The following is a 26,968-nucleotide window of genomic DNA, read 5'->3' on the forward strand; positions in this document are numbered from 1 at the left end:
GAGGGAAGGGGCGTCGCGGAATGCTGGGAGGTCCCGGCACTGTCGAGAGGGTCATTCGCCCCTAAAAGGTCGAATCAAGAGCGTCCGTATGCGCCGCTTGGGTGGTTCTCCGCTACCGGTCGCACGGTGATCTCACCGCGCGACCGGCGCGGAGTCCGTCACGTTCGTGTCGTCTCTAGTGATGGAAGGACGTCGCCGCGGCCAGGTCCTGGGTGAACGGTTCGGACTGGCTGCGGAGTTCGGGGAGCAGGCGGTTCAGGTCCTCGATGAGGAGTCCCGCGAGGTCGGCCGAGAAGCCGTTGCGGCAGACCACCCGCAGGACGGACAGATCCTCGCGGTTGGCGGGGAAGGTGTACGCGGGGACCAGCCAGCCCTGTTCGCGCAGTCTCCGGGAGACGTCGAAGACGTTGAAGGAGGTGACGTCGGGGGCGGTGGTGAAGGCGAAGACGGGGAGTTCGTCGCCGTGGGTGAGGAGCTGGAAGTCGCCCATCGCCTCGATCCGTTCGGCGAGGCCGCGGGCGATGTCGCGGGAGGTCTGCTGCACCGCCCGGTAGCCCTCCCGGCCCAGCCTGAGGAACGTGTAGTACTGCGCGACGACCTGGGCGCCCGGCCGGGAGAAGTTGAGGGCGAAGGTGGGCATGTCGCCGCCCAGGTAGTTGACGCGGAAGACGAGGTCCTCGGGGAGTTCGGCGGAGGAGCGCCACAGGGCCCAGCCGACGCCCGGGTAGACCAGGCCGTACTTGTGACCGGAGGTGTTGATGGAGGAGACGCGGGGGAGCCGGAAGTCCCAGACCAGGTCCTCGTCGACGAAAGGGGCGACCATGGCCCCCGAGGCGCCGTCGACGTGGACGGGGATGTCCAGACCGGTGCGCTCCTGGAGGGCGTCGAGGGCGGCGCAGATCTCGGCGACGGGCTCGTAGGACCCGTCGAAGGTCGAGCCGAGGACGGCGACGACGCCGATCGTGTTCTCGTCGCAGAGCGCCGCGGCGGACTCGGCGTCGAGGTGGAAGCGGTCGCCCTCCATGGGGACCAGCCGCGCCTCGACCTCCCAGAAGTTGCAGAACTTCTCCCAGCAGACCTGGACGTTGACGCCCATGACCAGGTTGGGGCGGGCCGTGCCGGGGTAGCGGTCGGCGTTCCGCTTGGCCCAGCGGCGCTTGAGGGCCATGCCGGCGAGCATGCAGGCCTCGCTGGAGCCGGTGGTGGAGCAGCCGACGGCGGAGGACGGGTCGGGCGCGTGCCACAGCTGGGCGAGCATGGCGACGCAGCGGCGCTCCAGTTCGGCGGTGCGCGGGTACTCGTCCTTGTCGATCATGTTCTTGTCGCGGCACTCGGCCATCAGGACGCCCGCCTGGGGTTCCATCCAGGTGGTGACGAAGGTGGCGAGGTTGAGCCGGGAGTTGCCGTCGAGCATCAGCTCGTCGTGGACGAGCTGGTACGCGCTGGCCGGGGGCAGCGGGTTCTCCGGGAGCCGGTGGTGGGGCGGGGCCTCGGTCATGCCGCCGACCGGGTTGGCGGCCTCCCCGAAGAAGGGGTTCAGAGCCAGGCGGCGGGTGGGCTCGGCGGGGGAGGCGGCGGGACCCTGGTGGAGCGGCATGGGGACTCCTTCTGTGCGGTGGGACGCGTCGAGAGGGGCCGGGTCAGCGCAGGGCGTGCCCCTGCTGGTCGAGTTGCAGCTGGGGACGGCCGGTGACGATCAGCCAGGCCGGGAGGGAGGCCAGGCAGAGGAGGGCGATCACGGCGGGGGAGCCGGCGATGACCGCCCCGGTGAACAGACTGATCCAGCCCTGCCGGGTGGTCGCGAGCAGCACGCCGAGGACCCCGGCGGAGACGGCCACCGTCGGGCTGACCTCGGGGACGAGGGCCTGGGCGAGCAGCCCGAAGGCGGCGCCGATGAAGACGGCGGGGAAGATCCGGCCGCCCCGGAAGCCGCACGAGGAGGCGACGAGGAGGGCGAGGAGTTTGACCACGGCCAGCTTGGCGAGCTCGCCGGAGGACCATCCGCCGATCGAGGAGGCGAGCTCCTTGACCTCGTCCAGGCCCTTGAAGAGGGTCAGCTGCCCGCCGACGGCGCCCAGCAGGCCGAGGACGAGTCCGCCGAGCGGCAGCATCAGCAGGGGGTGGCGCAGGCGCCGGAAGGCGGCGTGGACGTAGGGGAAGAGGTAGCAGGCGGCGAGGCCGAAGGCGGCCGCGGCGGAGGCGATCACCAGGGAGGAGAGCAGATCGCCCCAGCCGGGGTCGGTGAGCGGCGGGAGCCCCATGTCGAAGGTGGGCTCGGCGAGCAGCTGGGTGGTCATGGACCCGGCGCCGGCGGCGACGAGCGGGGCGAAGAGCCGGTCCCAGAGCGAGCCGGGCCCCGGGGTGCCGGCGAGGGCCTCGGAGATGACGAGGGCGGCGGCCACCGGGGTGCCGAAGAGGGCGCCGATGGTGGCGGACGAGGCGAGGACGACCCAGGCGGCGCCCGGGACGGCGGGGGCGGCCTTCCGGCCGAGCCAGTAGGTGAGGGCGATGTTGGACGCGATGATCGGGTTCTCGGGGCCGAGGCTGACCCCGCCGGCGAGCGTGATCGTGGCCGCGATCAGGAGACCGGGGACGATCCCGGGGGCCAGGGGTTTCCCGCCGAGGCCCTCGGCCGCCGGGTCCGGCCCGGCGTGTCCGGGGAACTTCCAGATGAGGAGCCCGGAGAGGATGCCGGCCGCCGTGAGCATGACGATGATCCAGAGGGCGGAGTAGTCACCGATCCCGAGCGCGCTCGGCAGGTCGTCCCAGAGGACGTCCTTCAGCTGGTCCGCCAGGGCGCTGATCCCCAGGAACACCAGGGCCGCCATGACGCCGACCACCAGCGCGGGAAGCACCTGGGGGAGCAGGATCCGCAGCGGGGTCGGGTCGGCGGCGGGGGGAGTGGGCGAAGCGTGATCGGTGGCCACCGACCCACCATAAGTGAGCAAATGCCGCAGAACATCCCGAAATTCGGGTCGAACGGACGTACAGCTCGCTGCGCGTCACCCACCGGTGGACCTCCGCGACCCGGGCCGGACGGGCCCGCCGCCGACCGGGGCGCCCGCGCCGATGGCCGGAGGCGGGTAGGCCGGTCGGGGTGCCCGCGCCGATGGCCGGAGGCGGGTAGGCCGGTCGGGGTGCCCGCGCCGATGACTGGAGGGGCGTGGGCCGGTCGGGGCGCCCGCGTCGATGACCGGAGGCGCGTACGCCGGTGGAGCCGCCCGCGCCTCCGGTCGGACCGGCGTACTCCGGATGGTGTGTCCACGCCCGTGCGCCCGGCGCGGACCCAGCCGGGCCCGGCCGCCCCCGCGGGGCCGGCCGGGGGGTTCCGGCGCGGCCCCGGCCGCGGGGCTCAGCCGCGCGGGGCGATGACCACCGCCGTGCCGTACGCGCAGACCTCCGTGCCCACGTCCGCCGCGTCCGTCACGTCGAAGCGGAACATCAGCACCGCGTTGGCGCCCCGCGCCCGCGCCTGCTCGACCAGCCGCTCCATGGCCTGGTTGCGGGTCTGCACGAGGGTCTTCGTCAGACCCTTCAGCTCCCCGCCGACCATCGACTTGAGCCCCGCACCGATCTGGCTGCCCAGATGGCGGGAGCGGACGGTGAGCCCGAAGACCTCACCGATCACCTGACGCACCTCGAAACCCGGCACGTCGTTCGTCGTCACGACCAGTACGTCGGGGTGCGACCCCTGGCCGCCTCCGTACTCCTCGATGCCCATCGGCATACACCTCCTGGCCCCCCAGCCTCGGGGGCGCGGGACTTCTTCGCATCCCGTGGGCCCCGGGTGGAACCGGCCGCGTCCGACCCGCGTTGATAGCTTGGGGCCAGCCGTCCCCCATGCCCCCACCGATCGCAGGAGCCCGGAACCCGTGAACACGCTTGCCCTCGGACCGAGCTGGTTGGACCCGGACTATCTGATCGGAGAGTTCGGTCTGATCGGTGTCCTCGTCATCGTCTTCGCCGAGTCCGGACTCCTCATCGGGTTCTTCCTCCCCGGCGACTCGCTGCTCTTCACCACCGGCCTCCTCGTGACCACAGGGAAGCTCGACACCCCGCTCTGGCTGGTGTGCACGCTGATCGTGGCCGCCGCGATCATAGGAGACCAGGTCGGCTACCTCTTCGGCCGCAAGGTGGGCCCGGCGCTCTTCACCCGGCCGGACTCCAAGCTCTTCAAGCAGGAGAACGTCACCAAGGCGCACGAGTTCTTCGAGAAGCACGGCCCGAAGTCCCTGGTCCTGGCCCGTTTCGTGCCCATCGTCCGGACGTTCACGCCGATCATCGCCGGCGTCAGCCGGATGAACTACCGCTCGTTCATCACGTTCAACATCATCGGCGGCGTGCTCTGGGGCGCCGGTGTGACCCTGCTCGGCGCCTCCCTCGGCAAGATCGACTTCGTGCACGAGCACATCGAGATGATCCTCGTCGGCATCGTCCTGATCTCGGTGGTCCCGATCGTGATCGAGTTCCTCCGGGCCCGCTCCCAGTCGAAGAAGAGCCAGGCCGCGGGCGAGCAGGGCAGCCCCGGTGACCACGACGCCCCCGGCACCCCCAACCCGCCCCGCGGCCGGCACGCCAAGCGCTGACCCGGGACCGCACCGACCGGACGAAAGAAGGGCCCCGCACGAGGTGCGGGGCCCTTCCTCTGTCCGGAAGCCCGGCCCGCGCAACGGAGCACCCGCCGCCGGCCCGGACCCGCCAACGGCCCGGACCCGCGGCCCAGGGACCGTCGCCACCCCGGACCCGCCACCGCCCCGGACCCGCGGCCCAGGGACCGTCGCCACCCCGGACCGCCGCCCCGGACCCGCCACCGCCCCGGACCCTAGAAGCCCCTGGTCCGCTTGGCCGCCCGACGGGCCGCGGCCGTGGCCGGAGCCTGCATGAAGAGACGCGCCAGCTCGCCTCCCAGGTTCACCCCGATCGCGATCGCCAGGGCCAGCGCCGCCGCCTTCGCCAGGGACGCGAACCCCTGGTCCAGGTTGTTCTGGGCGATCGCCAGCACCCCGAAGTACGTCGCCGAACCGGGCAGCAGCGGACCGATCGCCGCCGTCACGTACGGCAGCGACGAGGTGTGCTCGTAGCGGGCGATCAGCTGCCCGAACAGGCCCACCAGACCGGCCGCCACCGCCGTCGCCATCACCGTCGACCCGTCCGCGGTCACCGCTATCGACGCGTAGATCACCCACGCCACACCGCCGTTCAGCGTCGCGAACAGCACCGTCGCCCGCGACTGCTGCAGCAGGACCGCGAACGTCGCGCACAGCACCATCGACGCCAGGATCTGCGTCACCGGTCGCTCCTCCGCCTGCAGCACCCCCTCGGGGTTCAGCTGCGCGTCGAACTGCACGGCCACGTACAGCACCGACAGCACGCCGACCACGATCGCGACGAAGAAGTAGGCGACCTCCAGGAGCCGGGCCGAGGCCGTGATGTAGAAACCGGTCAGACCGTCCTGCACGGCCGCCACCAGCGCCCGCCCCGGGATCAGCGCGAACAGGCCACCGGTGATCACCGCCGACGGCTTCAGGTCCGCGTGCAGCATCGTCAGCAGCACGCCCATCGCCGCCGGCGGCATCGCCGCCACCAGGAACTGGTAGAACTCCGGCATGCCGCGCCCCGCGAACAGCCACGCGAGCCGGTCGCCGAGCACCGCGCCCAGCGCCGCCACGAAGAACACCGTCGGACCACCGCCCAGCAGCACCGACGCCGCGCCCGCGAGCACGCCCGCCGCACCCGTCAGCACCCAGCCCGGGTACGGGTGCCGGTTGCGCCGTATCTCCGCGAGCCGCCTGTACGCCTCCTCGGGCGTCACCTCGTGCGCCTGCGCGTTGATGTCCGCGAGCAGCGTGTACACCGCCGCCAGCCGCGTGTAGTCCGTGCCCCGGCGCCGTACCGTCCGGTTCGCCGTGATCGGGTCGTCCACCAGCGACGGCTGGTACGTGACGGACAACAGGGTGAACGTCACCGTCGGCTCGACCCGGTCCAGACCGTACGAGCGGCAGATCGCGAACATCGCCGCCTCGACGTCCTCCGCGCCCTCCCCGCCCGCCAGCAACAGCTCGCCGATACGCAGCGTCAGGTCGAGCACGCGCGGCACCGAGGGACCGCTCTCGTCCTCCTTGCGGGCCGCGTCGGGGACCGGCCGCTCACCCACCGGCAGCCGCAGCATGGTCCGCATCCGGTCCTGCCACGGCGCGTCCTGCGACAACCGCACCAGGGGCACCCCGTACGCCGGGGTGAAGGCCGGCGGCGAGTTCTTCGCCGAATAGGTGGCCGGCGTGGCGAACGCGGAACCCTCCTGCTCCGCCGGCGGCTCCGGCGACAAGCCCGAGGGGAGGGCGAACTCGGAGGTCGGATGCTCCTCCTCCGGCGGGGCGGGCTGTTCCACCCCCGCCGGTGGCACGAACGCGCTCCGTGCCTCGTCCGACTGCGGTTTCCGGTCCTCAGGGGCCCCCTCGGCGACCCTCCGCGCACCGTTCTTCGAGCCGTCCGGCTCCGCCACCACTCTGTCCGCCTCGCCTTCTCCGGGAATCTTGGATTCCAGTATGAGTGTGCGGCGGATGTGCGAAAGGCGGTGCACCCAAGGGGTGCACCGCCTTCACGCGTTCACTACAGGACCGGTTCGGCCGGAGACGGGCTCAGCGGCCGGCTCGTCACCGGCCCGGCGACCGGCTCGTCACCGGCCCAACGACCGGCTCGTGCCCGGCTTGCCACCGGCCCGGCGACCGGCCCGTGCCCGGCTGGGCGACCGGCTCAGTGGCCGCCCTGCTCCTTGGCCCGCGCGTACGACTTCTCGATCTCTTCCTCGGCCTCGGCGCGACCGACCCAGTCCGCGCCCTCGACCGACTTGCCCGGCTCCAGGTCCTTGTAGACCTCGAAGAAGTGCTGGATCTCCAGGCGGTCGAACTCGGCCACGTGGTGGATGTCCCGCAGGTGCTCCATGCGCGGGTCCGTCGCCGGCACGCACAGCAGCTTGTCGTCGCCGCCGGCCTCGTCCGTCATGCGGAACATGCCGATCGCGCGGCACTTGATCAGGCAGCCCGGGAAGGTGGGCTCGTCGAGGATGACGAGCGCGTCCAGCGGGTCGCCGTCCTCACCCAGGGTGTTCTCGACGTAGCCGTAGTCGGTCGGGTAGGCCGTCGACGTGAACAGACGACGGTCCAGACGGATGCGACCCGTCTCGTGGTCGACCTCGTACTTGTTACGCGATCCCTTGGGGATCTCGATGAGAACGTCGAACTCCACGGGTGGCTCCTCCTGAATCAACACAAGTGAATGCTCGCGACGACGCGCGGTGATTAAGTGTCCCTCACGCACGTGTGTGATCGCGAAAGGGGCTGGTCAGCAATGCCCGAGCCGAGGATGTGGCAGCTCACGGCGGGCTCCGCCGCCCTCGGACTGGCCCTGGCCGCCGTGGCGGTGGCAGCAGCCGGTCCGTGGGACTCGGGCCAGCGTACGGCGGAGCGGGCCCGCGCCGCCGCCCCGGCGGCGGGTGGCGCACATCACGCCCCCGCCCCCGCACCCGCCCCGCCCCGCCGCCCCGCCCCGGCCCCCAGCGCCCCCGGCGTCCTCGCCGCCCTGCACGCCCCGGCCCCCGCCGCACCCCCCGCGGACCTCGCCGCCCGCCTCGGCCCCCTCCTCGCCGACCCCGGCCTCGGCCCGCTGCGCACCGCCTCCGTCGTCGACACCGCCACCGGCAAGCAGCTCTACGGCGCGGGCGCCGCCACCCCCATGACCCCCGCCTCCACCGTCAAGATCGCCACCGCGGCCGCCGCGCTCTCCGCCCTCGGCCCCGACCACCGCATCGCCACCACGGCCACCGCCACCCCCGACGGCCGCACCGTCACCCTCACCGGCGGCGGCGACCCCACCCTCGACCGGCCCCGCCTCACGGCCCTCGCCACCGCCACCGCCCGCGCCCTCACCGCCCGCGGCCACACCTCCGTACGCCTCACCTACGACACGCACCTCTACCAGGGCCCCGCCATCCACCCCATCGGCCCCAACGAGAACATCGCCCCCGTCGTCGCCCTCATGACCGACGAAGGACGCCTCGACGGCAGCGACAGCGGTCCCGCCCCCCGCACCGCCGACCCCGCCGGCGACACCGCCGCCGCCTTCGCCGACCTCCTCACCCGCGCGGGCGTCAAGGTCACCGGCACCCCCGCCCCCGGCCGCACCCCCGAGACCGCCCCCCTCGCCCGCACCCTCTCCGCCCCCCTCGCGGACCTCGTCGAGCGCACCCTCACCCACAGCGACAACGACCTCGCCGAGGCCCTCGCCCGCCAGACCGCCCTCGCACGCAAGAAGCCCGCCGGCTTCGACGGCGCCGCCACGGCCGTCCGCGAGGAACTCGCCCGCCTCGGCCTCCCCGTCACCGGAGCACGCTTCGCCGACGGCAGCGGACTCGACCGCCGCGACCGCGTCTCCGCCGCCCTCCTCACCGGACTCCTCACCCGCGCGGCCGACCCGGCCCGCCCCGCCCTGCGCCCCCTCCTCACCGGACTGCCCGTCGGCGGCTTCACCGGCACCCTCGCCGGCCGCTTCGACACCGCGCCCGCCACCGAGGGCGCCGGACTCGTCCGCGCCAAGACCGGAACCCTCACCGGCGTCAACACCCTCGCCGGAACCGTCGTCACCGCCGACGGACGCCTCCTCGCCTTCGCGTTCCTCGCCGGCGGCACCCCCTCCCCCTACGAGGCGCAGCCCGCCCTCGACCGGCTCTCCGCCGCCCTCGCCGCACGGGACTGACCGTCCCCCGCCCCCGCGCGGCCCCCGCCCGACCCGCACCGAAGCCGTCCCGAACCCACCCCGAACAGGCTTCGAGACCGTACGGTTGACGCATGACGAGCATCGGTGGCGCAGGCACATCAGGGATGGTCGACTGGAACCTCGCGGTCGCGACCGCGACCCGCCTCGTGCGGCCCGGACCCGACGTCGGACGCGACGAGGCCCGCGAGGTCGTCGCCGAACTCCGCAGGCACGCCAAGGCCTCCGAGGAACACGTCCGCGCCTACACCCGGATGTTCCCCGAGGGCACCGACCCCGCCGGCATCGCCGACACGCCCGTCCTCGTCGTCGACCGGGCGGGCTGGATCAAGGCCAACGTCGCCGGCTTCCGCGAACTCCTCACCCCCCTCCTCGGGAAGATGCAGGACCGCCGCTCCACCACCCCCGGCAACGCCGTCCTCGGCGCCGTCGGCGGCAAGGTCACCGGCGTCGAACTCGGCATGCTGCTGTCCTTCCTCGCCTCCCGCATCCTCGGCCAGTACGAGACCTTCGCCCCCGCCACCCGCGACCTCCCCGCCGGCGCCAACGGCGGCGGACGCCTCCTCCTGGTCGCCCCCAACATCGTCCACGTCGAACGGGAACTCGACGTCTCCCCGCACGACTTCCGGCTCTGGGTCTGCCTCCACGAGGAGACCCACCGCACCCAGTTCACCGCCGTCCCCTGGCTCCGCGACCACCTCCAGGGCGAAATCCAGTCGTTCCTCGCCGCCACCGACGTCGACCCCGGCACCGTCGTCGAACGCCTCCGCGAGGCCGCCCAGACCCTCGCCGGCGGACGCCCCGAGGGCGAGGAGGGCGAACCCGCCCCCTCCCTCGTCGAACTCGTCCAGACCCCCGAGCAGCGCGAGATCCTCGGCCGCCTCACCGCCGTCATGTCCCTCCTCGAAGGACACGCCGACTACGTCATGGACGGGGTCGGACCCCAGGTCGTGCCCTCCGTCGCCGAGATCCGCGAGAAGTTCCAGCAGCGCCGCGCCCGCGGCGCCTCCCGCCTCGACCTCGCCCTGCGCAAGCTCCTCGGCCTCGACGCCAAGCTCCGCCAGTACCGCGACGGAGAGCGCTTCGTCCGCGCCGTCGTCGACCAGGTCGGCATGGACGGCTTCAACCGCGTCTGGACCTCCCCCAACACACTCCCCACCAAGAGCGAGATCGCCGCACCCGCCGACTGGATCGCGAGGGTGCACCGTAAGGCAGACTCGTGAGACTGGAGCGGCACACGACGCAGGAACACGTCGGAACGCCCGGCCAATCACCCATCCGAGGGACCCTGGACCAAGGGTGAGGCGTGCAATGCTCGGGTAACGGCCGGGTTTCTGTCACCATCGACGCACTCTGAGTGACCGAACCCCCCTTTCCGACCGTTAAGACTCCGACCGAGGCACCCCAACCCCATTCACGAAGGGCACCGGACATGGGTCCCCATCCTGCGGTCGCGGCGATACGCCTGGCGGTCCGCCGCGTACTCCACGACGTCCTCACCGAGCACCAGACCGACCCCGCCCCCGCACGCGACGCACACACCCCCCTCGTGCTCGTCGCCTGCTCCGGAGGCGCCGACTCCATGGCGCTCGCCTCCGCCCTCGCCTTCGAGGCCCGCAAACTCCCCGTCCGCGCCGGCGGCATCACCGTCGACCACGGACTCCAGGACGGCTCCGCCACCCGCGCGGACGAAGTCGTCGGACGCATGACCGCCCTCGGCCTCACCCCCTCCGAGGCCGTCGCCGTCACCGTCGGCCGCGAAGGAGGCCCCGAGGCCGCCGCACGCGACGCGCGGTACGCGGCCCTCGACGACGCCGCGGAGCGCCACGGAGCCGCCGCGATCCTGCTCGGCCACACCCGCGACGACCAAGCGGAAACCGTCCTGCTCGGGCTCGCCCGAGGCTCCGGCATCCGCTCGCTCTCCGGCATGGCCGCCATCTCCGGCGCCTCCGGCCGCTACCGCCGCCCCTTCCTCCAGCTCGACCGCCAGACCGTCCGCAAGGCCTGCGTCGCACAGGAACTCGCCGTCTGGGACGACCCCCACAACAGCGACCCCGCCTACACCCGCTCCAGGCTCCGCCACGAAGGCCTCCCCGCCCTCGAGAAGGCCCTCGGCAAGGGCGTCGTCGAAGCCCTCGCCCGAACGGCCCAGCTCTCCCGCGACGACGCCGACGCCCTCGACACCTGGGCCGCCGACGCCGAGACCCGCGTGCGCGACGAGGCGGGCGCCCTGGAATGCGCCAAACTCCACGGCCTGCCCCCCGCCGTACGCCGCCGCGTCCTGCGCCGCGCCGTCATCGCCGAGGGCGCGCCCGCCGGCTCGCTCTTCGCCCGCCACATCGAGGAAGTCGACCGGCTCATCACCGGCTGGCGCGGCCAGGGGGCCATCAACCTGCCCGGCCGCGTCGAAGCCCGCCGCCAGGGTGGCAGACTGGTCATCCGGCAAGGCTGACGCACGCTGCAACGAAAGTGACCCGGGTGAACGAGAAGGACATGGGCACCGACCTCCAGTCGGTGCTCATCACCAAGCAAGAGATCGACGCCAAGCTGGCAGAGCTGGCCGCGAAGATCGACGCGGAGTACGCGGGCAAGGACCTGCTCATCGTCGGCGTCCTCAAGGGCGCCGTGATGGTGATGGCGGACCTGGCTCGCGCCCTGTCCACCCCCGTCACCATGGACTGGATGGCCGTGTCCTCGTACGGCGCGGGCACCCAGTCCTCCGGCGTCGTCAGGATCCTCAAGGACCTCGACACCGACATCAAGGGCAAGCACGTCCTGATCGTCGAGGACATCATCGACTCCGGCCTGACCCTGTCCTGGCTCCTGTCGAACCTCGGCTCGCGCGAGCCCGCCTCCCTGGAGGTCTGCACGCTCCTGCGCAAGCCCGAGGCCGCCAAGGTCGCGATCGACGTCAAGTGGATCGGTTTCGACATCCCCAACGAGTTCGTCGTCGGCTACGGCCTCGACTACGCCGAGAAGTACCGGAACCTTCCGTTCGTCGGCACGCTCGCCCCGCACGTCTACGGCGGCTGAACGCCAGGGCCGTTCGGGGAACCCGCACCGCCTTCCCCCCCGTTGAACCACGGGAAGGCGGTCGCGGGCGACGATGCTGAGGTACCGTCCGAAGAACAGCTTTTTCACCTAGCAGCTCCCACAGCAGCATTTTCCTACGGGCAGGAGGGACGGAGCGATCTCGCTCCGTATGGATGGACGTGAAGCGATACTTCCGTGGGCCGGTCATGTGGATCGTGCTGGCCGTCCTCGCCGTGGTCGTGCTGATGCAGGTCGTCGGCTCGTCCGAGGGCTACAAGACGGTGGACACCGGCAAGGTCGTCCAGGCGATCGACAAGAACCAGGTCAAGCAGGCAAAGATCACCACCGGTGACGAGCAGATCGTCAAGATCGAGCTCGTCGACGGCCAGAAGATCGACAACAGCAGCAAGGTCCAGGCCAGCTACATCGGCACCCAGGGCGCCGACCTGGCCGACAAGCTGCAGGAGAAGTTCGAGGCCGGGCAGATCGAGAAGGGCTACACCGTCTCCCCGACGAAGCAGTCGCCCTTCGTCTCGATCCTGCTCTCCCTCCTCCCCTTCGTCCTCATCGTGGTCGTCTTCCTCTTCCTGATGAACCAGATGCAGGGCGGCGGCTCCCGCGTCATGCAGTTCGGGAAGTCCAAGGCCAAGCTCATCACCAAGGACACGCCGAAGACCACCTTCGCCGACGTCGCGGGCTCGGACGAGGCCGTCGAGGAACTCCACGAGATCAAGGAGTTCCTCCAGGAGCCGGCCAAGTTCCAGGCCGTCGGCGCCAAGATCCCCAAGGGCGTCCTGCTCTACGGCCCCCCCGGAACCGGCAAGACGCTCCTCGCGCGCGCCGTCGCCGGCGAGGCCGGGGTCCCGTTCTACTCGATCTCCGGCTCCGACTTCGTCGAGATGTTCGTCGGCGTCGGCGCCTCCCGGGTCCGCGACCTCTTCGAGCAGGCCAAGGCCAACGCGCCGGCCATCGTCTTCGTCGACGAGATCGACGCCGTCGGACGCCACCGCGGCGCCGGCCTCGGCGGCGGTCACGACGAGCGCGAGCAGACGCTCAACCAGCTCCTCGTCGAGATGGACGGCTTCGACGTCAAGGGCGGCGTCATCCTGATCGCCGCCACCAACCGGCCGGACATCCTCGACCCCGCGCTCCTGCGCCCCGGACGCTTCGACCGGCAGATCGCCGTCGACCGCCCCGACATGCAGGGCCGACTGGAGATCCTCAAGGTCCACCAGAAGGGCAAGCCGGTCGCACCGGACGTCGACCTCGGCGCCGTCGCCCGACGCACCCCCGGCTTCACCGGCGCGGACCTCTCCAACGTCCTCAACGAGGCGGCGCTCCTCACCGCCCGCAGCGACCAGAAGCTGATCGACAACGCGGCACTGGACGAGGCGATCGACCGAGTGGTCGCGGGCCCGCAGAAGCGGACCCGGATCATGTCGGACAAGGAGAAGAAGATCACCGCGTACCACGAGGGCGGCCACGCCCTCGTCGCGGCGGCCTCGCCGAACTCCGACCCCGTCCACAAGATCACCATCCTGTCCCGCGGCCGCGCCCTGGGCTACACGATGGTCCTGCCGGACGAGGACAAGTACTCGACCACGCGCAACGAGATGCTCGACCAGCTGGCCTACATGCTGGGCGGCCGTGCGGCGGAGGAGCTGGTCTTCCACGACCCGACCACCGGCGCCGCCAACGACATCGAGAAGGCCACCGCCACGGCCCGCGCGATGGTCACCCAGTACGGCATGACCGAGCGCCTCGGCGCGATCAAGTTCGGTGGGGACAACACCGAGCCCTTCCTCGGCCGCGAGATGGCGCACCAGCGCGACTACTCGGAAGAGGTCGCGGCGCTGGTCGACGAAGAGGTCAAGAAGCTCATCGAGACCGCGCACAACGAGGCCTGGGAGATCCTCGTCGAGAACCGCGACGTCCTCGACAACCTGGTCCTCGCCCTCCTGGAGAAGGAGACGCTGGGCAAGGAGGAGATCGCCGAGATCTTCACCCCCATCGTCAAGCGCCCGGCCCGCCCGGCCTGGACCGGCTCCTCCCGCCGTACCCCGTCCACGCGTCCGCCGGTGCTCTCCCCCAAGGAGCTCGCCCTGACGAACACGGCGAACGGCTCGGCGGCCCCCGCGGTCGACACCACGAAGGGCATCGAGATCGCCCCCGTGGACAACCCGGAGGACTGACCCCTCCGGATCCGGAATGGCTGCCGCGCCCCCACAGGTTTTAGCCTGTGGGGGCGCGGCATTTCGCGCACATCAGTCAGACGGAACGAGGCACAGAGATGACCGACCCGGTGACGCTGGACGGCGAGGGCACGATCGGCGAGTTCGACGAGAAGCGCGCCGAGGCGGCCGTACGCGAGCTCCTCATCGCGGTCGGCGAGGACCCGGACCGCGAGGGGCTGCAGAAGACGCCTGCACGCGTTGCGCGCGCGTATCGCGAACTGCTGGCCGGGATGCGCCAGGAGCCCGAGGATGTCCTGACCACGACTTTCGATCTCGGGCACGACGAAATGGTGCTCGTGAAGGACATCGAACTCGTTAGCTTCTGCGAACATCATTTGCTCCCGTTCCACGGCGTGGCCCATGTGGGCTACATACCGGCGGAGACCGGCAAGATCACGGGCCTGTCGAAGCTGGCGCGGCTGGTCGACGTCTTCGCACGGCGCCCGCAGGTCCAGGAGCGTCTGACGACGCAGATCGCCGATTCGCTGATGCGGATTCTCGAGGCGCGCGGCGCGATCGTCGTGATCGAGGCCGAGCACATGTGCATGTCGGTACGAGGCATCCGCAAGCCCGGCGCCAAGACGACGACCTCGGCGGTACGTGGTCAACTTCGTGACGCTACTACCCGTGCTGAGGCCATGTCCCTGATATTGGCCCGTTAGTAGCGGGCTGTCCCCCTTGCTCCATACCGTCCCCGATCAGTGGAGTGGATCGCTGATCAAGGGGGACCGGTATGGGGTACGGGCTGACCGGCAAGATGGACGTACGCGCGGAAGCTGTGCCGGGAGCGGCTGACGATCAGGCCCGGGTACGAGTAGGGCCCCGGTGAAGGGCCGGCGCCCGGTGGTGTCAGTGGGGGCGGCTAGCCTGCGGCCATGATCGAGACGTTCGGCGGCGACCGCCGCTTTCCTGACGCGTTGGCCGCCGTCGCCCGGATCGAGTTCGACTACGGCGACGAGGGCGAGGGCGTCGACTTCGAGCCGTACAGCGCCTTCGACTCCGCCGAGGAGACCACCGACTGGCTCCGGCACTGGACCGGCAACCACGCGCTCGACGGGGACGCCTTCCGGGTCTTCGGGCAGGACGGGACTGGGGGTCTCGCGGCGGTCTGGTGTGTGCGGCCCGGGCAGCCGCTTGCCGAGCAGCCCGTGGTGTTCATGGGGTCGGAGGGCGAGCGCGGTGTCGTCGCCGGGAACCTGTCCGACTTCCTGTGGGTGCTCGCCGACGGCTACGGGCCGATGGAGGCCGCTCTGTACGTGGAGCGGGAGCCGCGCCCGGATGCGGACCTGGCCGAGTTGGCCGGGCGGTTCGCGACGACGCCGCGCCGGGGTGCTCGGGAGATCGTCGGAGAGGCGCAGGCCGAGTTCGCGGGATTCTCGGCGGGTATCGACGCGCTCTGCCGCTGAGCGCGGGTGTTCCCGCCGGTCGGGGAGCTAGACCCGGGCCTTGCCCGGGCCGTTCTCGTCGTCGTCCTCGGGGAGCCTGCAGACCCGCTCCAGGAAGAGGGCGGCGGCGATGACGGCGATGCCCGCCGCGACCGAGAGGGCCGCGTAGAGGGCCTGGTCGCGGCGGGCGGGGACGTCGAGGGAGCCGAGGAGGAAGACGCCCGTGCCGCCGTACATGCCGGCGACGAGGGCGGCGACCAAGGCGCTCGCCTGGCCGAAGACCACCGCGCGGGCCGCCATCAGGGGCTCCACGCCCTTCGCGCCGGGGCGGCGCTCGCGCTGGGCCTTGAGGCGGGCCCGGATCGACAGGGCCGTCGCGGTGAGGACGACCGCGATCACGGCCAGGACGATCGGCGCCGCGATGGGCACGCTGGGCAGGGTGCCGACCGAGTCCCAGAGCCGGGCCGCACCCCAGGAGAGGATGCCGGCGACGAGGAACAGTCCGGCGAGCACCTTCAGCCGCAGTTGTTTCACCGGTGTCCTTCTCCTGGTCGTCGGTCGTGATCCGCGGGGCGGTCTGCCCCGAGCGTAACGACTACTCGGGCAGACGGAGTTCCAGGTCGGTGCGGCGGGCGACGCCGTCGTGGCCGAGGGTGGTGAGGAGGGCGGCGACGGTGCCGTGGCCGGGGAGCTGGGCCTCGGGGTCGACGTCGTGCCAGGGGGCGAGCACGAAGGCGCGCTGGTGGGCGCGGGGGTGCGGGAGGGTGAGGACGGGGTCCTCGGAGACGACGTCCGCGTAGGCGACGATGTCGACGTCGATGGTGCGGGCGCCCCAGCGCTCCTCGCGGACGCGGTGGAAGGCCTCCTCGACGGCGTGGGCGCGCTCCAGGAGGGAGGAGGGCGGCAGGGTCGTCTTCACGAGGGCGACGGCGTTGAAGTACGAGGGCTGGGTGTCGGGGTCGACGCCCCAGGGCTCCGTCTCGTACACGGGGGAGACGGCCTTGACCCGGAGGCCGGGGGTGTCCGCGAGGGCGTCGACGGCCCCCTGGAGGGTCTCCAGGCGGTTGCCCAGGTTGGAGCCGAGGGCCACGACGGCCCAGCGGGGGTTGGACAGCGTCGAGTCGGCGGCGTCGACGGTGGCGACGACGGATGCCGGTACGGGCTGGACGGTGGGGTCGCTCTGCATCGGCTTCATCGTCGGCTCCGGGTGATCGTGATGGTCACGTCGTCGAACGGCACGGTGATGGGCGCGTCCGGTTTGTGGACGACGACCTCCACCTCTTGTACCCCGGCGTGGCTGAGGCATTGCTGGGCGATGCGCTCGGCCAGCGTCTCGATGAGGTCGACGGGCTCGCCCTGGACGACGTCGACGACCTCTTCGGCGACGACGCCGTAGTGCACGGTCTTCGTCAGGTCGTCGTCGGCGGCCGCCGGGCGGGTGTCCAGGCCGAGGACCAGGTCCACGATGAAGGTCTGGCCCTCCTCGCGCTCCTTGGGGAAGACGCCATGGTGGCCCCGGGCCTTGAGGCCGCGCAGCGCGACACGATCCACGCGAATCACTCCTGCTGTCGTAGTTCGGTGGGCACGCAGCCGGGTGCGGACGGCCGGGTGTCCGGTCTCGAATCTACCTGCGGGGGCCGACAGGGCTTGCCTGCGGGGGCGTGGGCGGCGCGGTGGGCGGGTGTGGCGGAGGGGTCACGGGGTGTCGCCGTCGGGCTCCTCGTCCGTTGTCCCGGCGGTGTCGGTGGTGTCGGCGAGGACGGGGGAGGCGTGGTGGGACCAGATCCGCCAGCCTTCGGGTGTGTGGCGGAACACATTGGTGGCGACGACGAGCTGTCCGACGAGGGGGCCCAGTTCGGCGCCGTCCTCGGCGGGTCCGCCGCTGAGGATGTTCTCGGTGCAGGTGACGACGGCGGTGGGGCCGGCGAGGGAGATCTCCAGGTCGGTGAGGAAGAACTGGATGTACTCGGTGTTCGCCATGATCAGGGCGTAGGAGCGGAGGACCTCGCCGCGGCCGGTGAGGACGGGCCAGCCGGGGTGGACGCAGGTGACGGGGGTGGCGCCGTCGTCGAGCCAGAGGGCGGAGACGCCCTCGAAGTCGCCGGTCTCCATCGCCTCGTAGAAGGCGGTGTTGGCGGCTTCGACGGCGGCTTCGTCGGGGGTGCGGGTCACGCGGCTCCCTCGACGGCGCGGGCGACCCGTACGGCGTCGGCGGTGGCCCGGACCTCGTGGACGCGGACGGCCCAGGCGCCCGCGTGGGCGGCGAGGGCGGAGACGGCGGCGGTGGCGGCGTCGCGTTCGCGGGCGGGGGGCGGTGCGGAGCCCTCACGGGTGAGGACGTGGCCGAGGAAGCGCTTGCGGGAGGCGGCGACGAGGAGGGGGCGGCCGAGGGCGCGGAGTGCGGGGAGGCGGGCGACGAGGGCGAGGTCGTGGGGGGCCAGTTTGGCGAAGCCGAGGCCGGGGTCGACGACGATGCGGTCGGGGTCGACGCCGCCGTCGACGACGGCCTCCAGGCGGGTGCGGAGTTCGCCGACGACCTCGGTGACGACGTCGTCGTACACGGCGAGGCTGTTCATGTCCTGGCTGAATCCGCGCCAGTGCATGACGACGAAGGGGACCTCGGCGGCGGCGACGGCGGGGACCATGCCGGGGTCGGCGAGGCCACCGCTGACGTCGTTGACGAGGACGGCGCCGGCGTCGACGGCGCGGGCGGCGACGCGGGCGCGCATGGTGTCGACGGAGACGGTGACGCCTTCGGCGGCGAGGCCGCGGACCACGGGGACGACGCGGCGGAGTTCCTCGTCCTCGTCGACGCGGCTGGCGCCGGGCCGGGTGGACTCGCCGCCGACGTCGACGAGGTCGGCGCCCTGGGCGACGAGGTCGAGGCCGTGTTTGACGGCGGCCGTGGTGTCGAACCAGCGGCCGCCGTCGGAGAAGGAGTCGGGGGTCACGTTGACCACGCCCATGACCGCGCAGCGGTCCCACTCCGGCAGGCCTCGGACGGTTCCCCGGTCGATCGTCGTACTCATGTGTCCAGCGTAGGGCCCGGCGGCCGGGTCAGGCCGCTCGGACCTCGCGCTCGGAGGGGGTGGGGACGATGTGGGCGCAGGGGCGGGGGGCCGGGGCGGGGCGCCTGCGGGTGAAGGGGCGGGGGAGTGCGAGGTTCACGAATCCTTCGGCCTGCATGGCGGCGAAGCCGATGCGGGGGAGGTCGCGGCTGGTGCGGTAGACGACGAAGCGGGGTTCCCAGCGGGGGCGGAACTTGGCGTTGAACTTGTACAGCGATTCGATCTGGAACCAGCGGGAGAGGAAGACGAGGAGGCCGCGCCAGACGCGCAGGACGGGGCCGGCGCCGATCTTCTCGCCGCGGGCGAGGGCCGCGCGGAACATGGCGAAGTTGAGGGACACGCGGGCGATGCCGAGGGCGGGGGCGGCCTGGAGGGCGGCGACGATGAGGAGCTCGTTCATGCCGGGGTCGGCGGAGCGGTCGCGGCGCATGAGTTCGAGGGACATGCCGTCGGGGCCCCAGGGGACGAAGTGGATGATCGCCTTGAGGTCGCCGTAGGGGGAGTCGGGGGTGCCGTCGGGGTCGGTCTTGTGGGCGGTCGCTATGACGGCGTCGCCGTCGCCGGGGGCGCCGATGCGGCCGAGGGCCATGGAGAAGCCGCGTTCGGTGTCGGTGCCGCGCCAGTCGGCGGCGGCGTGGCGGACGGCTTCGAGCTCGTCGGGGTCGAGGTCACGGACGCGTCGGACGCGGGTGGTGTAGCCGTTGCGTTCGATGCGCTTGACCATCTGGCGGACGTTGCGCATGGCTCGTCCGGAGAGGGAGAAATCCGCGACGTCGACGACCGCCTCGTCGCCGAGTTCGAGGGCGTCGAGGCCGGTCTCGCGGGTCCAGACCTGGCCGCCGGTCTCGGAGCAGCCCATGACGGCGGGGGTCCAGGAGTGGGCTTTGGCCTCGTCCATGAAGCGTTCGATGGCGCCGGGCCAGGCTTCGACGTCGCCGATGGGGTCGCCGCTGGCGAGCATGACGCCGGAGACGACGCGGTAGCAGACGGCGGCTTTGCCGCTGGGGGAGAAGACGACGCCCTTGTCGCGGCGGAGCGCGAAGTGGCCGAGGGAGTCGCGGCCGCCGTGCTGGTCGAGGAGGGCGCGCAGGCGGACCTCGTCCTCGTCGGTGAGGCGGGCGGCGGGGTGCTCGGGGCGGAAGGCGAGGTAGATGGTGGTGAGTGCGGTGAGCATGCCGAGGGCGCCGAGGGAGTAGCCGACGGTCCAGTCGACGCCGTTGCTGTAGCCGACGGGGCCTTCGACGCCGAAGAGTCCGTACAGGACGTGTTCGAGGCGGTCGGTGAGGCTGGGGCTGCCGATGACGCGGCGGGGGTGGGCGCTGACGATGACGAGGCCGAGGGCGAGGGAGCCGGCCCCCATGACGACGAAGTTGGCGAGGGCGCGCCAGCGGCTGCGGGGGTCGGGCAGGGCGGCGAACTCGCCGCGGTGGCGGAGCAGGAGGGCGAGCAGGGCGAGGGAGAGGAGGACGCCGAGGACGGAGTGGCGCCAGATGAACTGGGCGGTGGCGCCGAGGGGGAGCAGGACGACGGCGGCGCGCCAGGCGCGGCGTTTGTGGCGCTTGAGGCCGTGGGCGAGGAGCAGGAGGAGGACGCCGGCGCTGAGGGAGAGGGCGGCGGAGAGGGGGCCGAGGGTGCCGGGGAGGACTTCGGCGACGGCGTGCATGCGGCTGGCGCGGAAGCGGGGGAAGACGCCGGCCGCGATGTCGATGAGGCCGATCAGGGTGCAGGCGGTGCCGACGAGGGCGGGGACGTTCTCGGGGCGGGGGCCGCGGAGAATCCGGCGTACCCGAACCGGAACCAATCCTGATTTGTCCCCATCTACTGTGACAGACATGGCTTCCCGTGCTTCCCGTGGTCCTGCGAAGGGTCCTTGACTCCGGTCGGGCCCTGCGGCGCGTGGGGCGGGCCGTTCCGGTTGGTGCGCCTTCTAGGACGGAGCCGTACGGGGTCGGGTTCATCGGTTCACAGGAAAATCTCGGAAAGAGGGCTCGGTCGTCCCATGGGTCTCACCAGCAACAAAGTTCTCGTGGTGGCGGTCGTGCTCGCCGTGGTGCTGTTCCTCGTCACGGTCTGGTGGTGGCCGCGGCTCGCGCGTCGCGGCTGGCGTGCGGTGGTGGGGCGGGTAGGGCTGCTGCTGGTGACGCAGGTCGCGCTGTTCGCCGCGGTGGGCCTCGCGGCGAACCGTTCCTTCCTGTTCTACGGCTCGTGGGCGGACCTGTTCGGCCAGGAGCAGGACATGGGCGTGGTGGTCGACCACGCGGCCGGTTCGAAGGACCTGCGGGTGGTGGGGAGGCAGGGGCTCGACGTGCCGGGCGGCGGCCGGCCGGCGACGGCCGGGCAGATACAGAAGGTCGTGGTGGCGGGGGAGCGCTCGGGGATCGTCTCGCCGGCGTACGTGTACCTGCCGCCGGAGTACTTCCAGCCCGCGTACGCGAAGCGCACCTTCCCGGCCTCGGTGGTGCTGACGGGGTATCCGGGCACGGCGGAGAACCTGATCAAGGGGCTGAAGTACCCGAAGACGGCGTACCTCCAGGCGAAGGAGGGCCGGATGCAGCCGATGATCCTGGTGATGCTGCGTCCGACGGTGGCGCCGCCGCGGGACACCGAGTGCGTGGACGTGCCGGGCGGCCCGCAGACGGAGACCTTCTTCGCCGAGGACCTGCCGAAGGCGGTCTCGGAGGCGTACCGGGTGGGCACGAAGCCCCGCAACTGGGGGTTCATGGGGAACTCCACGGGCGGGTACTGCGCGCTGAAGATCGCGCTGCACCACCCCGACCGGTTCGCCGCGGGGGCGGGCTTCTCGGCGTACTACCGGGCGGCGGAGGACGTGACGACCGGCGACCTGTTCCACGGGGACGACCGGCTGCGCAAGCGGGGCGACCTGCTGTGGAGCCTGGACCACCGGCCGCCGGGCGCCTCGTCGTTCCTGGTGACGACGTCGAAGCAGGGCGAGGGCAACCGGCGGGGCACGCTGGAGTTCGTCAAGCGGGTGAAGAGCCCGGCGAGGGTCTCGTCGATCACGCTGGAGAGCGGCGGCCACAACTTCAACACCTGGAACCGCGAGATCCCGCCGGGTCTGGTCTGGATGAGCGGCAAGCTCAGCGCGACCTGAGCCCGCTCAGGGGGCCGGGGCGGGGGCCGACGCGCGGCGCAGGGCGCGGTGGACGCCCTCGGGGGTGAGGACGCCGAGGGGGCGGCCGTCCGCGCCGGTGACCGTGAGGCGGCCGGTGTCGTGCTGGAGGAGGACGGCGAGGGCGTCCTTGAGGGAGGTGCCGAGCGGTACGGGGTCGGGGGCGCCGTCCGCGCTCCCGGGCCCGCCGGCCGCCGCGGGGGCCTTCGCCGGTACGGGTTCGAGGTCGGCCTCCGTGACGGGGGTGACGGCGAGCCGCTTGAGCCCGCGGTCGCTGCCGACGAAGTCCGCGACGTACGGGGTGGCGGGGGCGCCGAGGACGGTCGCCGGGGTGTCGAACTGCTCGATGCGGCCCTGTCCGTAGACGGCCATGCGGTCGCCCATGCGGACGGCCTCCTCGATGTCGTGGGTGACGAGGAGGACGGTCTTGCGGACGGTGGCCTGGAGCGCGAGGAACTCGTTCTGGAGGCGCTCGCGGACCACCGGGTCGACGGCGCCGAAGGGTTCGTCCATGAGGAGGACCGGCGGGTCGGCGGCGAGCGCGCGGGCCACGCCGACCCGCTGGCGCTGCCCGCCGGAGAGCTGCGCGGGGTAGCGGGAGCCGTAGACGGCCGGGTCGAGCCCGACGAGGTCGAGGAGTTCGGCGGCACGCGCGCGTGCGGCGGCCTTCTTCCAGCCGAGGAGGGCGGGGACGGTCGCGGTGTTGTCCAGGACCGTGCGGTGGGGGAAGAGCCCGACCTGCTGGATGACGTAGCCGATCTTGCGGCGCAGGCCGACGGGGTCGACGCCGGCGATGTCCTCGCCGTCGACGAGGACGCGCCCGGCGGTCGGCTCGACGAGCCGGTTCACCATCATCATCGTGGTCGTCTTGCCGCAGCCGGACGGCCCGACCAGGGTGACGAGTTCGCCCTCCGCCACCTCGAACGAGAGGTCGTCGACGGCGGTCGTGCCGTCCGGATACCGCTTGGTCACGTGCTCGAACCGGATCATGGTTCCCCATTCTGGCCCCTGGATGCCGGGGGTGTGTGAAGGGCGTGTTGCCGCATTGTGGCGGGTCTCGGGGATTGTCGGTGCCGGGGGTTAGGGTCGTCAGACACGCGTTCGGAAGATCGGCGACCCGGGGGGAGGGACGGATGAGCGCACCGAACTGTCTGGTCACGAACGACTGGATCTGCGGCGAGTACCTGCGGTCGCGCACCGCGGAGTTGACCGACGCCACGCTCCAGCATGTGGGAATCACGGTCGCCTCCGTGCTGATCGCGCTCGCCGTCGCCGTGCCCCTCGCGCTGCTCGTCCGGGCCAGACCCCGCCTCGCGGGCCCCGTCCTCGGACTGACCACCCTGCTCTACACGGTGCCGTCGCTCGCCATGTTCTCGCTGCTGCTGCCCTTCTTCGGGCTGTCCTCGGCGCTGGTGGTGACCGGCCTCGTGCTCTACGCGCTGACGATCCTCGTGCGGAACACGCTCGCGGGGCTCGCCGCCGTGCCGGCCGAGACCCGGGAGGCCGCGCGGGGCATGGGGTACGGCTCGCTGCGCCTGCTGTGGGAGGTCGAACTCCCCCTGGCGCTGCCCGTGCTGATGGCGGGGATACGGATGGCGACGGTCTCCACGATCGCGCTGACGACGGTCGGCTCGGTCGTCGGCCGCGGCGGCCTCGGCAACCTCATCGAGGACGCCCTGCCCACGTTCTTCAAGGCGCAGATGCTCGCCGCCTCGGTGCTGTGCGTGCTCCTCGCCGTCCTCGCCGACCTGCTTCTCCTGGGACTCCAGCGGCTGCTGACGCCGTGGACCCGGATACGGACCGCGCCGGGAGGTGGGTGAGATGGGCGTGGTGACGGACGCCTGGGGCTGGCTCACCACCGGCGCGCACTGGACGGGCGAGGAGGGTGTCGGGCAGCGCCTCGCCGAGCACGTGTACGTGAGCGGGGCCGCGCTGCTGATCGCCGCCGCGATCGCGCTGCCGCTGGGCCTCTGGCTGGGCCACCTCGGCCGGGGCGGGACCCTCGCGGTGAACGTGTCGAACGTCGGGCGGGCGATCCCGGTCTTCGCCGTCCTCGCCCTGTTCATGGTGTCCCCCCTGCGGAACGCCGGGTACGTGCCGACCGTCGTGGCCCTCGTGCTCTTCGCGATACCCCCGCTGCTCACCAACGCCTACGTGGGGATGCGGGAGGTGGACCCGGCCGCGGTGCGGGCCGCGCGGGGCATGGGGATGACCGGCGGGCAGCTGTTCCGGCAGGTCGAACTGCCGCTGGCGCGCCCGGTGGTGATGACCGGGGTCCGGTCGGCCGCGGTCCAGGTGGTGGCCACGGCGACGATCGCGGCGATGGTCGGCCAGGGCGGCCTCGGCCGGATCATCACGGCCGGCTTCGCCACCTACGACACGGCGCAGGTCGTCGCGGGAGCGGTCCTCGTGGCCCTGCTCGCCCTCCTGGTGGAGGGCGTCCTCGTCGGCGCCGACCGGCTGTTCTTCCCGCGCGTCGAGCGACGGCTCGACCAACGATCCGAGCGGCTTGGCAACCGGGCAACCGGGCAACCGGGCAACCGGGCAAGAGCAACCGGGCAACCGAGCAACTGAGCAAGAGCTGACTGGGGATGGGTGATCTCGTGAACAGGGTCTCGCGTATCGCGGGCGCGGTGCTGGGGACGGCGGCACTGACCGTCGCACTGGCCGCGTGCGGCGGTGACAGCCTGGAGGAGGGCAAGAAGAAGGGCTCGGGGGGCGCCGGGGACGCGGACGCCTCCGGCGGCGGGAAGGGCTCGCTGGTGGTCGGCGCCGCCGCCTTCACCGAGGCCAAGGTGCTCGCCGAGCTGTACGCCCAGGCGCTGCGGGACGCCGGATACTCCGTGTCCATCACCACCGTGAAGAATCGCGAGCTGTACGAGCCGTCGCTGGAGAAGGGCGAGATCGACGTCGTCCCCGAATACGCGGCGACCATCGCGGAATTCCTCAACGCGAAGGTGAACGGGCCGAAGGCGCCCGAGGAGAAGCCGGTCGCCTCCGGGGATGCGGCGGCCACCGTCGAGGCGCTGCGGAAGCTCGCCGAACCGCGCGGTCTGAAGGTGCTCGCGGTCGGCGGGGCGGTCGATCAGAACGCCTTCGCGGTGACCAAGGAATTCGCCGAGAAGAACAAGCTGAAGACGCTTTCCGATCTCGGCGCCTCGAAGCTCAAGGTGAAGATCGCCGCCGGTGACGAATGCGCCGTACGGCCCTTCTGCGCCCCGGGCCTGAAGAAGACGTACGGGATCGACGTGACCGGGGTCGACCCCAAGGGCGTCGGCACCCCGCAGGCCAAGCAGGCCGTGAAGGACGGGGTCGACCAGCTGGTCCTGACGACCACCACGGACGCCACCGTCGAGAGCTACGGGCTGGTCTTCCTGGAGGACGACAAGAAGCTGCAGAACGCCGACAACGTGCTGCCCGTGGTCAACGCCGAGGACGCCGGCTCCCCCGAGATAGCCGCCGCCCTGGACAAGATCACCAAGGTGCTCACCACAGCGGATCTCGCCGAACTGAACCGCAAGGTCGACGCCGAGCGGGCGAAGCCGGAGGACGTCGCCAAGGCGTATCTGGAGACGAAGGGGCTGCTCAACAAGTAGCCCTCGGGCGGGGGGCGTCGGCTCGAAACGGAACCGGAACGACGGATATCCACTTCCGGTGGCGAGAAGTGGCCAAGAGATTACCGGGCCGACGCCCCACACCCCGCCTACGCACGGTAAATTTCAGGCCATGCCACGTGGACGCCACCGCCATTCCCCGCCTCTGCACAAGCTGCTGCCGCCCTCCGCGGTCGCCGGCGCCGCGGTCGTGTGCGCCGCGGCCGCCTGGCTGCCCGGTGACCTGGTCGTCGTCCGGCTGCTCGCCGCCGCGGCGGCCGCGGCCGCCGTCACCGGTGCCGTCCTCATGCGCAGTTGGGACCGGAGCGCCGGACTGCGGGTCGCCGAGCTCGACCGCGCCCGCACCGCCGACCAGTGGAAGGCCGAGGAGCGGGTCGCCGAGCTGGAGTCCGACCTCGAAGAGGCCCGCGCGCTCCGCTCCCGGCTCGACACGAAGCTGCGCGCCAAGCGGGTCGAGCTGGCCGGGCTGCGCGGCGAGCACGCCGACCTGCTCCGCCGGTACGCCACGGCCGAGACCGAGCGGGCCAGCGCCCTGGAGGGCGCCCGCGTCCTGGCGCTGGAGTCCGGCGCGGCCGCCGAGGACGTCAAGGCGCTGCCCGCCGGCAGCTCCGCGCCCACACCCGAGGCCTACCGGCGCGCCGCCCTGGCCCTGCGCGACCTGCCGCGCAACGCCGCCGCGCAGCACGCCCGCCGTACCGCCGAGGCCGCCCGCGCGCGGGACCTCGCCGAGCGGGCCCGGGAGACGGAGGAACCGCAGGGGAAGCACGCGGCGGCCGCCGGAACCGAGCACAGCCGCCCGGCCGCCTCCGCCCTCGCGCTCCCGCCGGCCGCGCCCGCCTCCCCGCGGGTCCCGGCGGTGCCGACGGCGTCCGCGATCGTCCCGTACGCGGCCCGCAGGCCCGTCGCCCGCCCCGAGGGCGGCTTCGACTTCTTCGGTACGCAGAAGGCGGCCGCCGCGATCGAGGCCGTGCAGCACACCGACCTCGCCGACGTCGTGGGCGAGGAGGTCCTGGAGGAGGCGCTGGCGGCGCAGGCCGCGCTCGGCGCCCCGCTCCTCACCCCGATCGGCCCCACGGGCACCCCGCAGGCCCCGGCGCAGGCGGTCGGCCAGGTCATCGACCTGACCGCGCACGACGAGACCGAGCAGCTCGACGTGGCCGAGCTGCGCGGAGCGGTGAACTCGTGACCCACCGCCTCACCGACCTCCCGGCCGGTGAGGCCGCGGGCCACCGCGACGAACTGCTCGCCCTGTGCGCCCAGGCCTTCTGCGGCGCCCCCTGGCACGAGCCGCCGCGGGGCGCGGTGCGCACCGTGGACCGGCTGCTCGACTCGGCGGCCCGCCGGGACGACTTCACCGCGGTGGCCGCGCTCGACGCCGACGGCGCCCTCCTCGGGTTCGCGGCCGGCTGGACCGACACCGTGCTGACCGGCGCCGAGCCCGCCTTCGAACTCGCCGAACTCGTCGTCGCCCCCGGACACCAGGGCCTCGGCATCGGCCGCGGCCTCCACGATGCGCTCCTCGCGGCCGCCGCGCCCGGACCGGCCCTCCTGATGACCCTCGACGTACCGGAACTGACGGGCCGGTACGGCCGCTGGGGGTGGACGGTGGCCGACCGGCGCCGCCCCGGCCGGGAGGAGCGTGAGTACGTCGTGATGCGCCGGGAGCACCGGCCCCGGCCGGATGCAGGGCCGCCTCCCGGGTGACCCGTGCCCGTGCCCGTGCCCGGGACCGGGC

At 72.3% G+C, this 26,968-nt stretch carries 26 protein-coding genes; 14 read left to right on the forward strand and 12 right to left on the reverse strand.

Annotation, left to right across the window (positions count from 1 at the left end):
- Positions 1–175: 175 nt before the first annotated feature.
- From gad to ACY0MR_RS20430, 3 genes are all read right to left on the reverse strand, one after another.
- Positions 176–1,597 (reverse strand): glutamate decarboxylase, encoded by a 1,422-nt coding sequence (gene gad / locus ACY0MR_RS20420; protein ID WP_392206959.1) that lies wholly within the window; start codon positions 1,595–1,597, stop codon positions 176–178.
- A 43-nt stretch (positions 1,598–1,640) separates the two neighbouring features.
- Positions 1,641–2,927, reverse strand: a complete 1,287-nt coding sequence (locus ACY0MR_RS20425; RefSeq protein WP_473554582.1) for an ion channel protein — start codon at positions 2,925–2,927, stop codon at positions 1,641–1,643.
- 425 nt (positions 2,928–3,352) lie between these two features.
- The gene (locus ACY0MR_RS20430) at positions 3,353–3,721 is read right to left on the reverse strand and encodes a YbjQ family protein (protein ID WP_148003620.1); all 369 of its coding nucleotides are present in this window, start codon (positions 3,719–3,721) and stop codon (positions 3,353–3,355) included.
- A 151-nt stretch (positions 3,722–3,872) separates the two neighbouring features.
- Here ACY0MR_RS20430 and ACY0MR_RS20435 point away from each other — a divergent pair, with 151 nt between their 5' ends.
- Positions 3,873–4,586: a DedA family protein gene (locus ACY0MR_RS20435; RefSeq protein ID WP_361857406.1), complete on the forward strand. Its 714-nt coding sequence runs from the start codon at positions 3,873–3,875 to the stop codon at positions 4,584–4,586.
- 236 nt (positions 4,587–4,822) lie between these two features.
- On the opposite strand, the gene ACY0MR_RS20440 is transcribed toward ACY0MR_RS20435, so the two are convergent.
- The gene (locus tag ACY0MR_RS20440; RefSeq protein ID WP_388801430.1) at positions 4,823–6,505 is read right to left on the reverse strand and encodes a threonine/serine exporter family protein; all 1,683 of its coding nucleotides are present in this window, start codon (positions 6,503–6,505) and stop codon (positions 4,823–4,825) included.
- Between the two features lie 248 nt (positions 6,506–6,753).
- The gene (locus ACY0MR_RS20445) at positions 6,754–7,245 is read right to left on the reverse strand and encodes an inorganic diphosphatase (RefSeq protein WP_024758444.1); all 492 of its coding nucleotides are present in this window, start codon (positions 7,243–7,245) and stop codon (positions 6,754–6,756) included.
- Positions 7,246–7,347: 102 nt separating this feature from the next.
- Here ACY0MR_RS20445 and dacB point away from each other — a divergent pair, with 102 nt between their 5' ends.
- From dacB to ACY0MR_RS20480, 7 genes are all read left to right on the forward strand, one after another.
- Positions 7,348–8,751: a D-alanyl-D-alanine carboxypeptidase/D-alanyl-D-alanine endopeptidase gene (gene dacB, locus ACY0MR_RS20450; protein ID WP_392867528.1), complete on the forward strand. Its 1,404-nt coding sequence runs from the start codon at positions 7,348–7,350 to the stop codon at positions 8,749–8,751.
- A gap of 92 nt (positions 8,752–8,843) precedes the next feature.
- Complete coding sequence (locus ACY0MR_RS20455; protein ID WP_388801422.1) at positions 8,844–9,992, forward strand: zinc-dependent metalloprotease; 1,149 nt, start codon at positions 8,844–8,846, stop codon at positions 9,990–9,992.
- Between the two features lie 209 nt (positions 9,993–10,201).
- Positions 10,202–11,221: a tRNA lysidine(34) synthetase TilS gene (gene tilS / locus ACY0MR_RS20460; RefSeq protein WP_388801419.1), complete on the forward strand. Its 1,020-nt coding sequence runs from the start codon at positions 10,202–10,204 to the stop codon at positions 11,219–11,221.
- Positions 11,222–11,262: 41 nt separating this feature from the next.
- Positions 11,263–11,802 (forward strand): hypoxanthine phosphoribosyltransferase, encoded by a 540-nt coding sequence (gene hpt, locus ACY0MR_RS20465; RefSeq protein WP_043226634.1) that lies wholly within the window; start codon positions 11,263–11,265, stop codon positions 11,800–11,802.
- A 173-nt stretch (positions 11,803–11,975) separates the two neighbouring features.
- Positions 11,976–13,994, forward strand: coding sequence for an ATP-dependent zinc metalloprotease FtsH (gene ftsH / locus ACY0MR_RS20470; protein ID WP_388801416.1), 2,019 nt, complete (start codon positions 11,976–11,978; stop codon positions 13,992–13,994).
- 98 nt (positions 13,995–14,092) lie between these two features.
- Positions 14,093–14,698 (forward strand): GTP cyclohydrolase I FolE, encoded by a 606-nt coding sequence (gene folE / locus ACY0MR_RS20475; RefSeq protein WP_073907919.1) that lies wholly within the window; start codon positions 14,093–14,095, stop codon positions 14,696–14,698.
- A 213-nt stretch (positions 14,699–14,911) separates the two neighbouring features.
- A complete protein-coding gene (locus ACY0MR_RS20480) occupies positions 14,912–15,442 on the forward strand; it encodes an SMI1/KNR4 family protein (RefSeq protein ID WP_404085888.1) in 531 nt (176 codons plus the stop codon).
- 27 nt (positions 15,443–15,469) lie between these two features.
- Here ACY0MR_RS20480 and ACY0MR_RS20485 read toward each other — a convergent pair whose 3' ends face one another.
- The 6 genes from ACY0MR_RS20485 to ACY0MR_RS20510 all read right to left on the reverse strand — a co-directional run bounded on the left by ACY0MR_RS20485 (position 15,470) and on the right by ACY0MR_RS20510 (position 20,323).
- Positions 15,470–15,955 (reverse strand): DUF3180 domain-containing protein, encoded by a 486-nt coding sequence (locus ACY0MR_RS20485; protein ID WP_388801410.1) that lies wholly within the window; start codon positions 15,953–15,955, stop codon positions 15,470–15,472.
- Positions 15,956–16,016: 61 nt separating this feature from the next.
- A complete protein-coding gene (gene folK, locus ACY0MR_RS20490) occupies positions 16,017–16,616 on the reverse strand; it encodes a 2-amino-4-hydroxy-6-hydroxymethyldihydropteridine diphosphokinase (RefSeq protein ID WP_361853721.1) in 600 nt (199 codons plus the stop codon).
- Positions 16,613–16,972: a dihydroneopterin aldolase gene (gene folB / locus ACY0MR_RS20495; protein ID WP_015034453.1), complete on the reverse strand. Its 360-nt coding sequence runs from the start codon at positions 16,970–16,972 to the stop codon at positions 16,613–16,615. The genes folK and folB overlap by 4 nt, the downstream gene beginning before the upstream one ends.
- Positions 16,973–17,116: 144 nt before the next feature.
- Positions 17,117–17,593: a nuclear transport factor 2 family protein gene (locus ACY0MR_RS20500; RefSeq protein WP_388801405.1), complete on the reverse strand. Its 477-nt coding sequence runs from the start codon at positions 17,591–17,593 to the stop codon at positions 17,117–17,119.
- Positions 17,590–18,450: a dihydropteroate synthase gene (gene folP / locus ACY0MR_RS20505; protein WP_388801402.1), complete on the reverse strand. Its 861-nt coding sequence runs from the start codon at positions 18,448–18,450 to the stop codon at positions 17,590–17,592. Before folP ends, ACY0MR_RS20500 begins: the two co-directional genes overlap by 4 nt.
- A 28-nt stretch (positions 18,451–18,478) precedes the next feature.
- Positions 18,479–20,323 carry a phosphatidylglycerol lysyltransferase domain-containing protein gene (locus ACY0MR_RS20510; RefSeq protein WP_473554590.1) on the reverse strand — a complete coding sequence of 615 codons (1,845 nt, stop codon included), beginning with the start codon at positions 20,321–20,323 and terminating at the stop codon, positions 18,479–18,481.
- Between the two features lie 165 nt (positions 20,324–20,488).
- Between ACY0MR_RS20510 and ACY0MR_RS20515 the strand changes: the two genes are divergently transcribed.
- A complete protein-coding gene (locus ACY0MR_RS20515; RefSeq protein ID WP_388801396.1) occupies positions 20,489–21,601 on the forward strand; it encodes an alpha/beta hydrolase in 1,113 nt (370 codons plus the stop codon).
- A gap of 6 nt (positions 21,602–21,607) precedes the next feature.
- On the opposite strand, the gene ACY0MR_RS20520 is transcribed toward ACY0MR_RS20515, so the two are convergent.
- Positions 21,608–22,609: an ABC transporter ATP-binding protein gene (locus ACY0MR_RS20520; RefSeq protein ID WP_473554592.1), complete on the reverse strand. Its 1,002-nt coding sequence runs from the start codon at positions 22,607–22,609 to the stop codon at positions 21,608–21,610.
- 143 nt (positions 22,610–22,752) lie between these two features.
- Here ACY0MR_RS20520 and ACY0MR_RS20525 point away from each other — a divergent pair, with 143 nt between their 5' ends.
- The 5 genes from ACY0MR_RS20525 to ACY0MR_RS20545 all read left to right on the forward strand — a co-directional run bounded on the left by ACY0MR_RS20525 (position 22,753) and on the right by ACY0MR_RS20545 (position 26,937).
- On the forward strand, positions 22,753–23,439 hold the full coding sequence (locus ACY0MR_RS20525) for an ABC transporter permease (protein ID WP_388801390.1): 687 nt from the start codon (positions 22,753–22,755) through the stop codon (positions 23,437–23,439).
- 1 nt (position 23,440) lies between these two features.
- On the forward strand, positions 23,441–24,193 hold the full coding sequence (locus tag ACY0MR_RS20530; protein WP_473554594.1) for an ABC transporter permease: 753 nt from the start codon (positions 23,441–23,443) through the stop codon (positions 24,191–24,193).
- 17 nt (positions 24,194–24,210) lie between these two features.
- Positions 24,211–25,215, forward strand: a complete 1,005-nt coding sequence (locus tag ACY0MR_RS20535; protein WP_361853697.1) for an ABC transporter substrate-binding protein — start codon at positions 24,211–24,213, stop codon at positions 25,213–25,215.
- A gap of 130 nt (positions 25,216–25,345) precedes the next feature.
- The gene (locus tag ACY0MR_RS20540) at positions 25,346–26,419 is read left to right on the forward strand and encodes a hypothetical protein (protein WP_361853694.1); all 1,074 of its coding nucleotides are present in this window, start codon (positions 25,346–25,348) and stop codon (positions 26,417–26,419) included.
- Positions 26,416–26,937: a GNAT family N-acetyltransferase gene (locus ACY0MR_RS20545; RefSeq protein WP_388801378.1), complete on the forward strand. Its 522-nt coding sequence runs from the start codon at positions 26,416–26,418 to the stop codon at positions 26,935–26,937. Before ACY0MR_RS20540 ends, ACY0MR_RS20545 begins: the two co-directional genes overlap by 4 nt.
- Positions 26,938–26,968: the final 31 nt, after the last annotated feature.

It is taken from the genome of Streptomyces sp. JN8, assembly GCF_055808075.1.

Bases quoted from the DNA above. Each gene is read 5' to 3' on its own strand.
- ACY0MR_RS20480 (WP_404085888.1), top strand. From the start codon at position 14,912: ATGATCGAGACGTTCGGCGGCGACCGCCGCTTTCCTGACGCGTTGGCC.
- ACY0MR_RS20535 (WP_361853697.1), top strand. From the start codon at position 24,211: ATGGGTGATCTCGTGAACAGGGTCTCGCGTATCGCGGGCGCGGTGCTG.
- folP (WP_388801402.1), bottom strand. From the start codon at position 18,450: ATGAGTACGACGATCGACCGGGGAACCGTCCGAGGCCTGCCGGAGTGG.
- tilS (WP_388801419.1), top strand. From the start codon at position 10,202: ATGGGTCCCCATCCTGCGGTCGCGGCGATACGCCTGGCGGTCCGCCGC.
- ACY0MR_RS20525 (WP_388801390.1), top strand. From the start codon at position 22,753: ATGAGCGCACCGAACTGTCTGGTCACGAACGACTGGATCTGCGGCGAG.
- ACY0MR_RS20540 (WP_361853694.1), top strand. From the start codon at position 25,346: ATGCCACGTGGACGCCACCGCCATTCCCCGCCTCTGCACAAGCTGCTG.
- dacB (WP_392867528.1), top strand. From the start codon at position 7,348: ATGCCCGAGCCGAGGATGTGGCAGCTCACGGCGGGCTCCGCCGCCCTC.
- ACY0MR_RS20455 (WP_388801422.1), top strand. From the start codon at position 8,844: ATGACGAGCATCGGTGGCGCAGGCACATCAGGGATGGTCGACTGGAAC.
- ACY0MR_RS20515 (WP_388801396.1), top strand. From the start codon at position 20,489: ATGGGTCTCACCAGCAACAAAGTTCTCGTGGTGGCGGTCGTGCTCGCC.
- folE (WP_073907919.1), top strand. From the start codon at position 14,093: ATGACCGACCCGGTGACGCTGGACGGCGAGGGCACGATCGGCGAGTTC.
- ACY0MR_RS20430 (WP_148003620.1), bottom strand. From the start codon at position 3,721: ATGGGCATCGAGGAGTACGGAGGCGGCCAGGGGTCGCACCCCGACGTA.
- hpt (WP_043226634.1), top strand. From the start codon at position 11,263: ATGGGCACCGACCTCCAGTCGGTGCTCATCACCAAGCAAGAGATCGAC.
- ACY0MR_RS20510 (WP_473554590.1), bottom strand. From the start codon at position 20,323: ATGTCTGTCACAGTAGATGGGGACAAATCAGGATTGGTTCCGGTTCGG.
- folK (WP_361853721.1), bottom strand. From the start codon at position 16,616: ATGAAGCCGATGCAGAGCGACCCCACCGTCCAGCCCGTACCGGCATCC.
- ftsH (WP_388801416.1), top strand. From the start codon at position 11,976: ATGGACGTGAAGCGATACTTCCGTGGGCCGGTCATGTGGATCGTGCTG.
- ACY0MR_RS20530 (WP_473554594.1), top strand. From the start codon at position 23,441: ATGGGCGTGGTGACGGACGCCTGGGGCTGGCTCACCACCGGCGCGCAC.
- ACY0MR_RS20520 (WP_473554592.1), bottom strand. From the start codon at position 22,609: ATGATCCGGTTCGAGCACGTGACCAAGCGGTATCCGGACGGCACGACC.
- gad (WP_392206959.1), bottom strand. From the start codon at position 1,597: ATGCCGCTCCACCAGGGTCCCGCCGCCTCCCCCGCCGAGCCCACCCGC.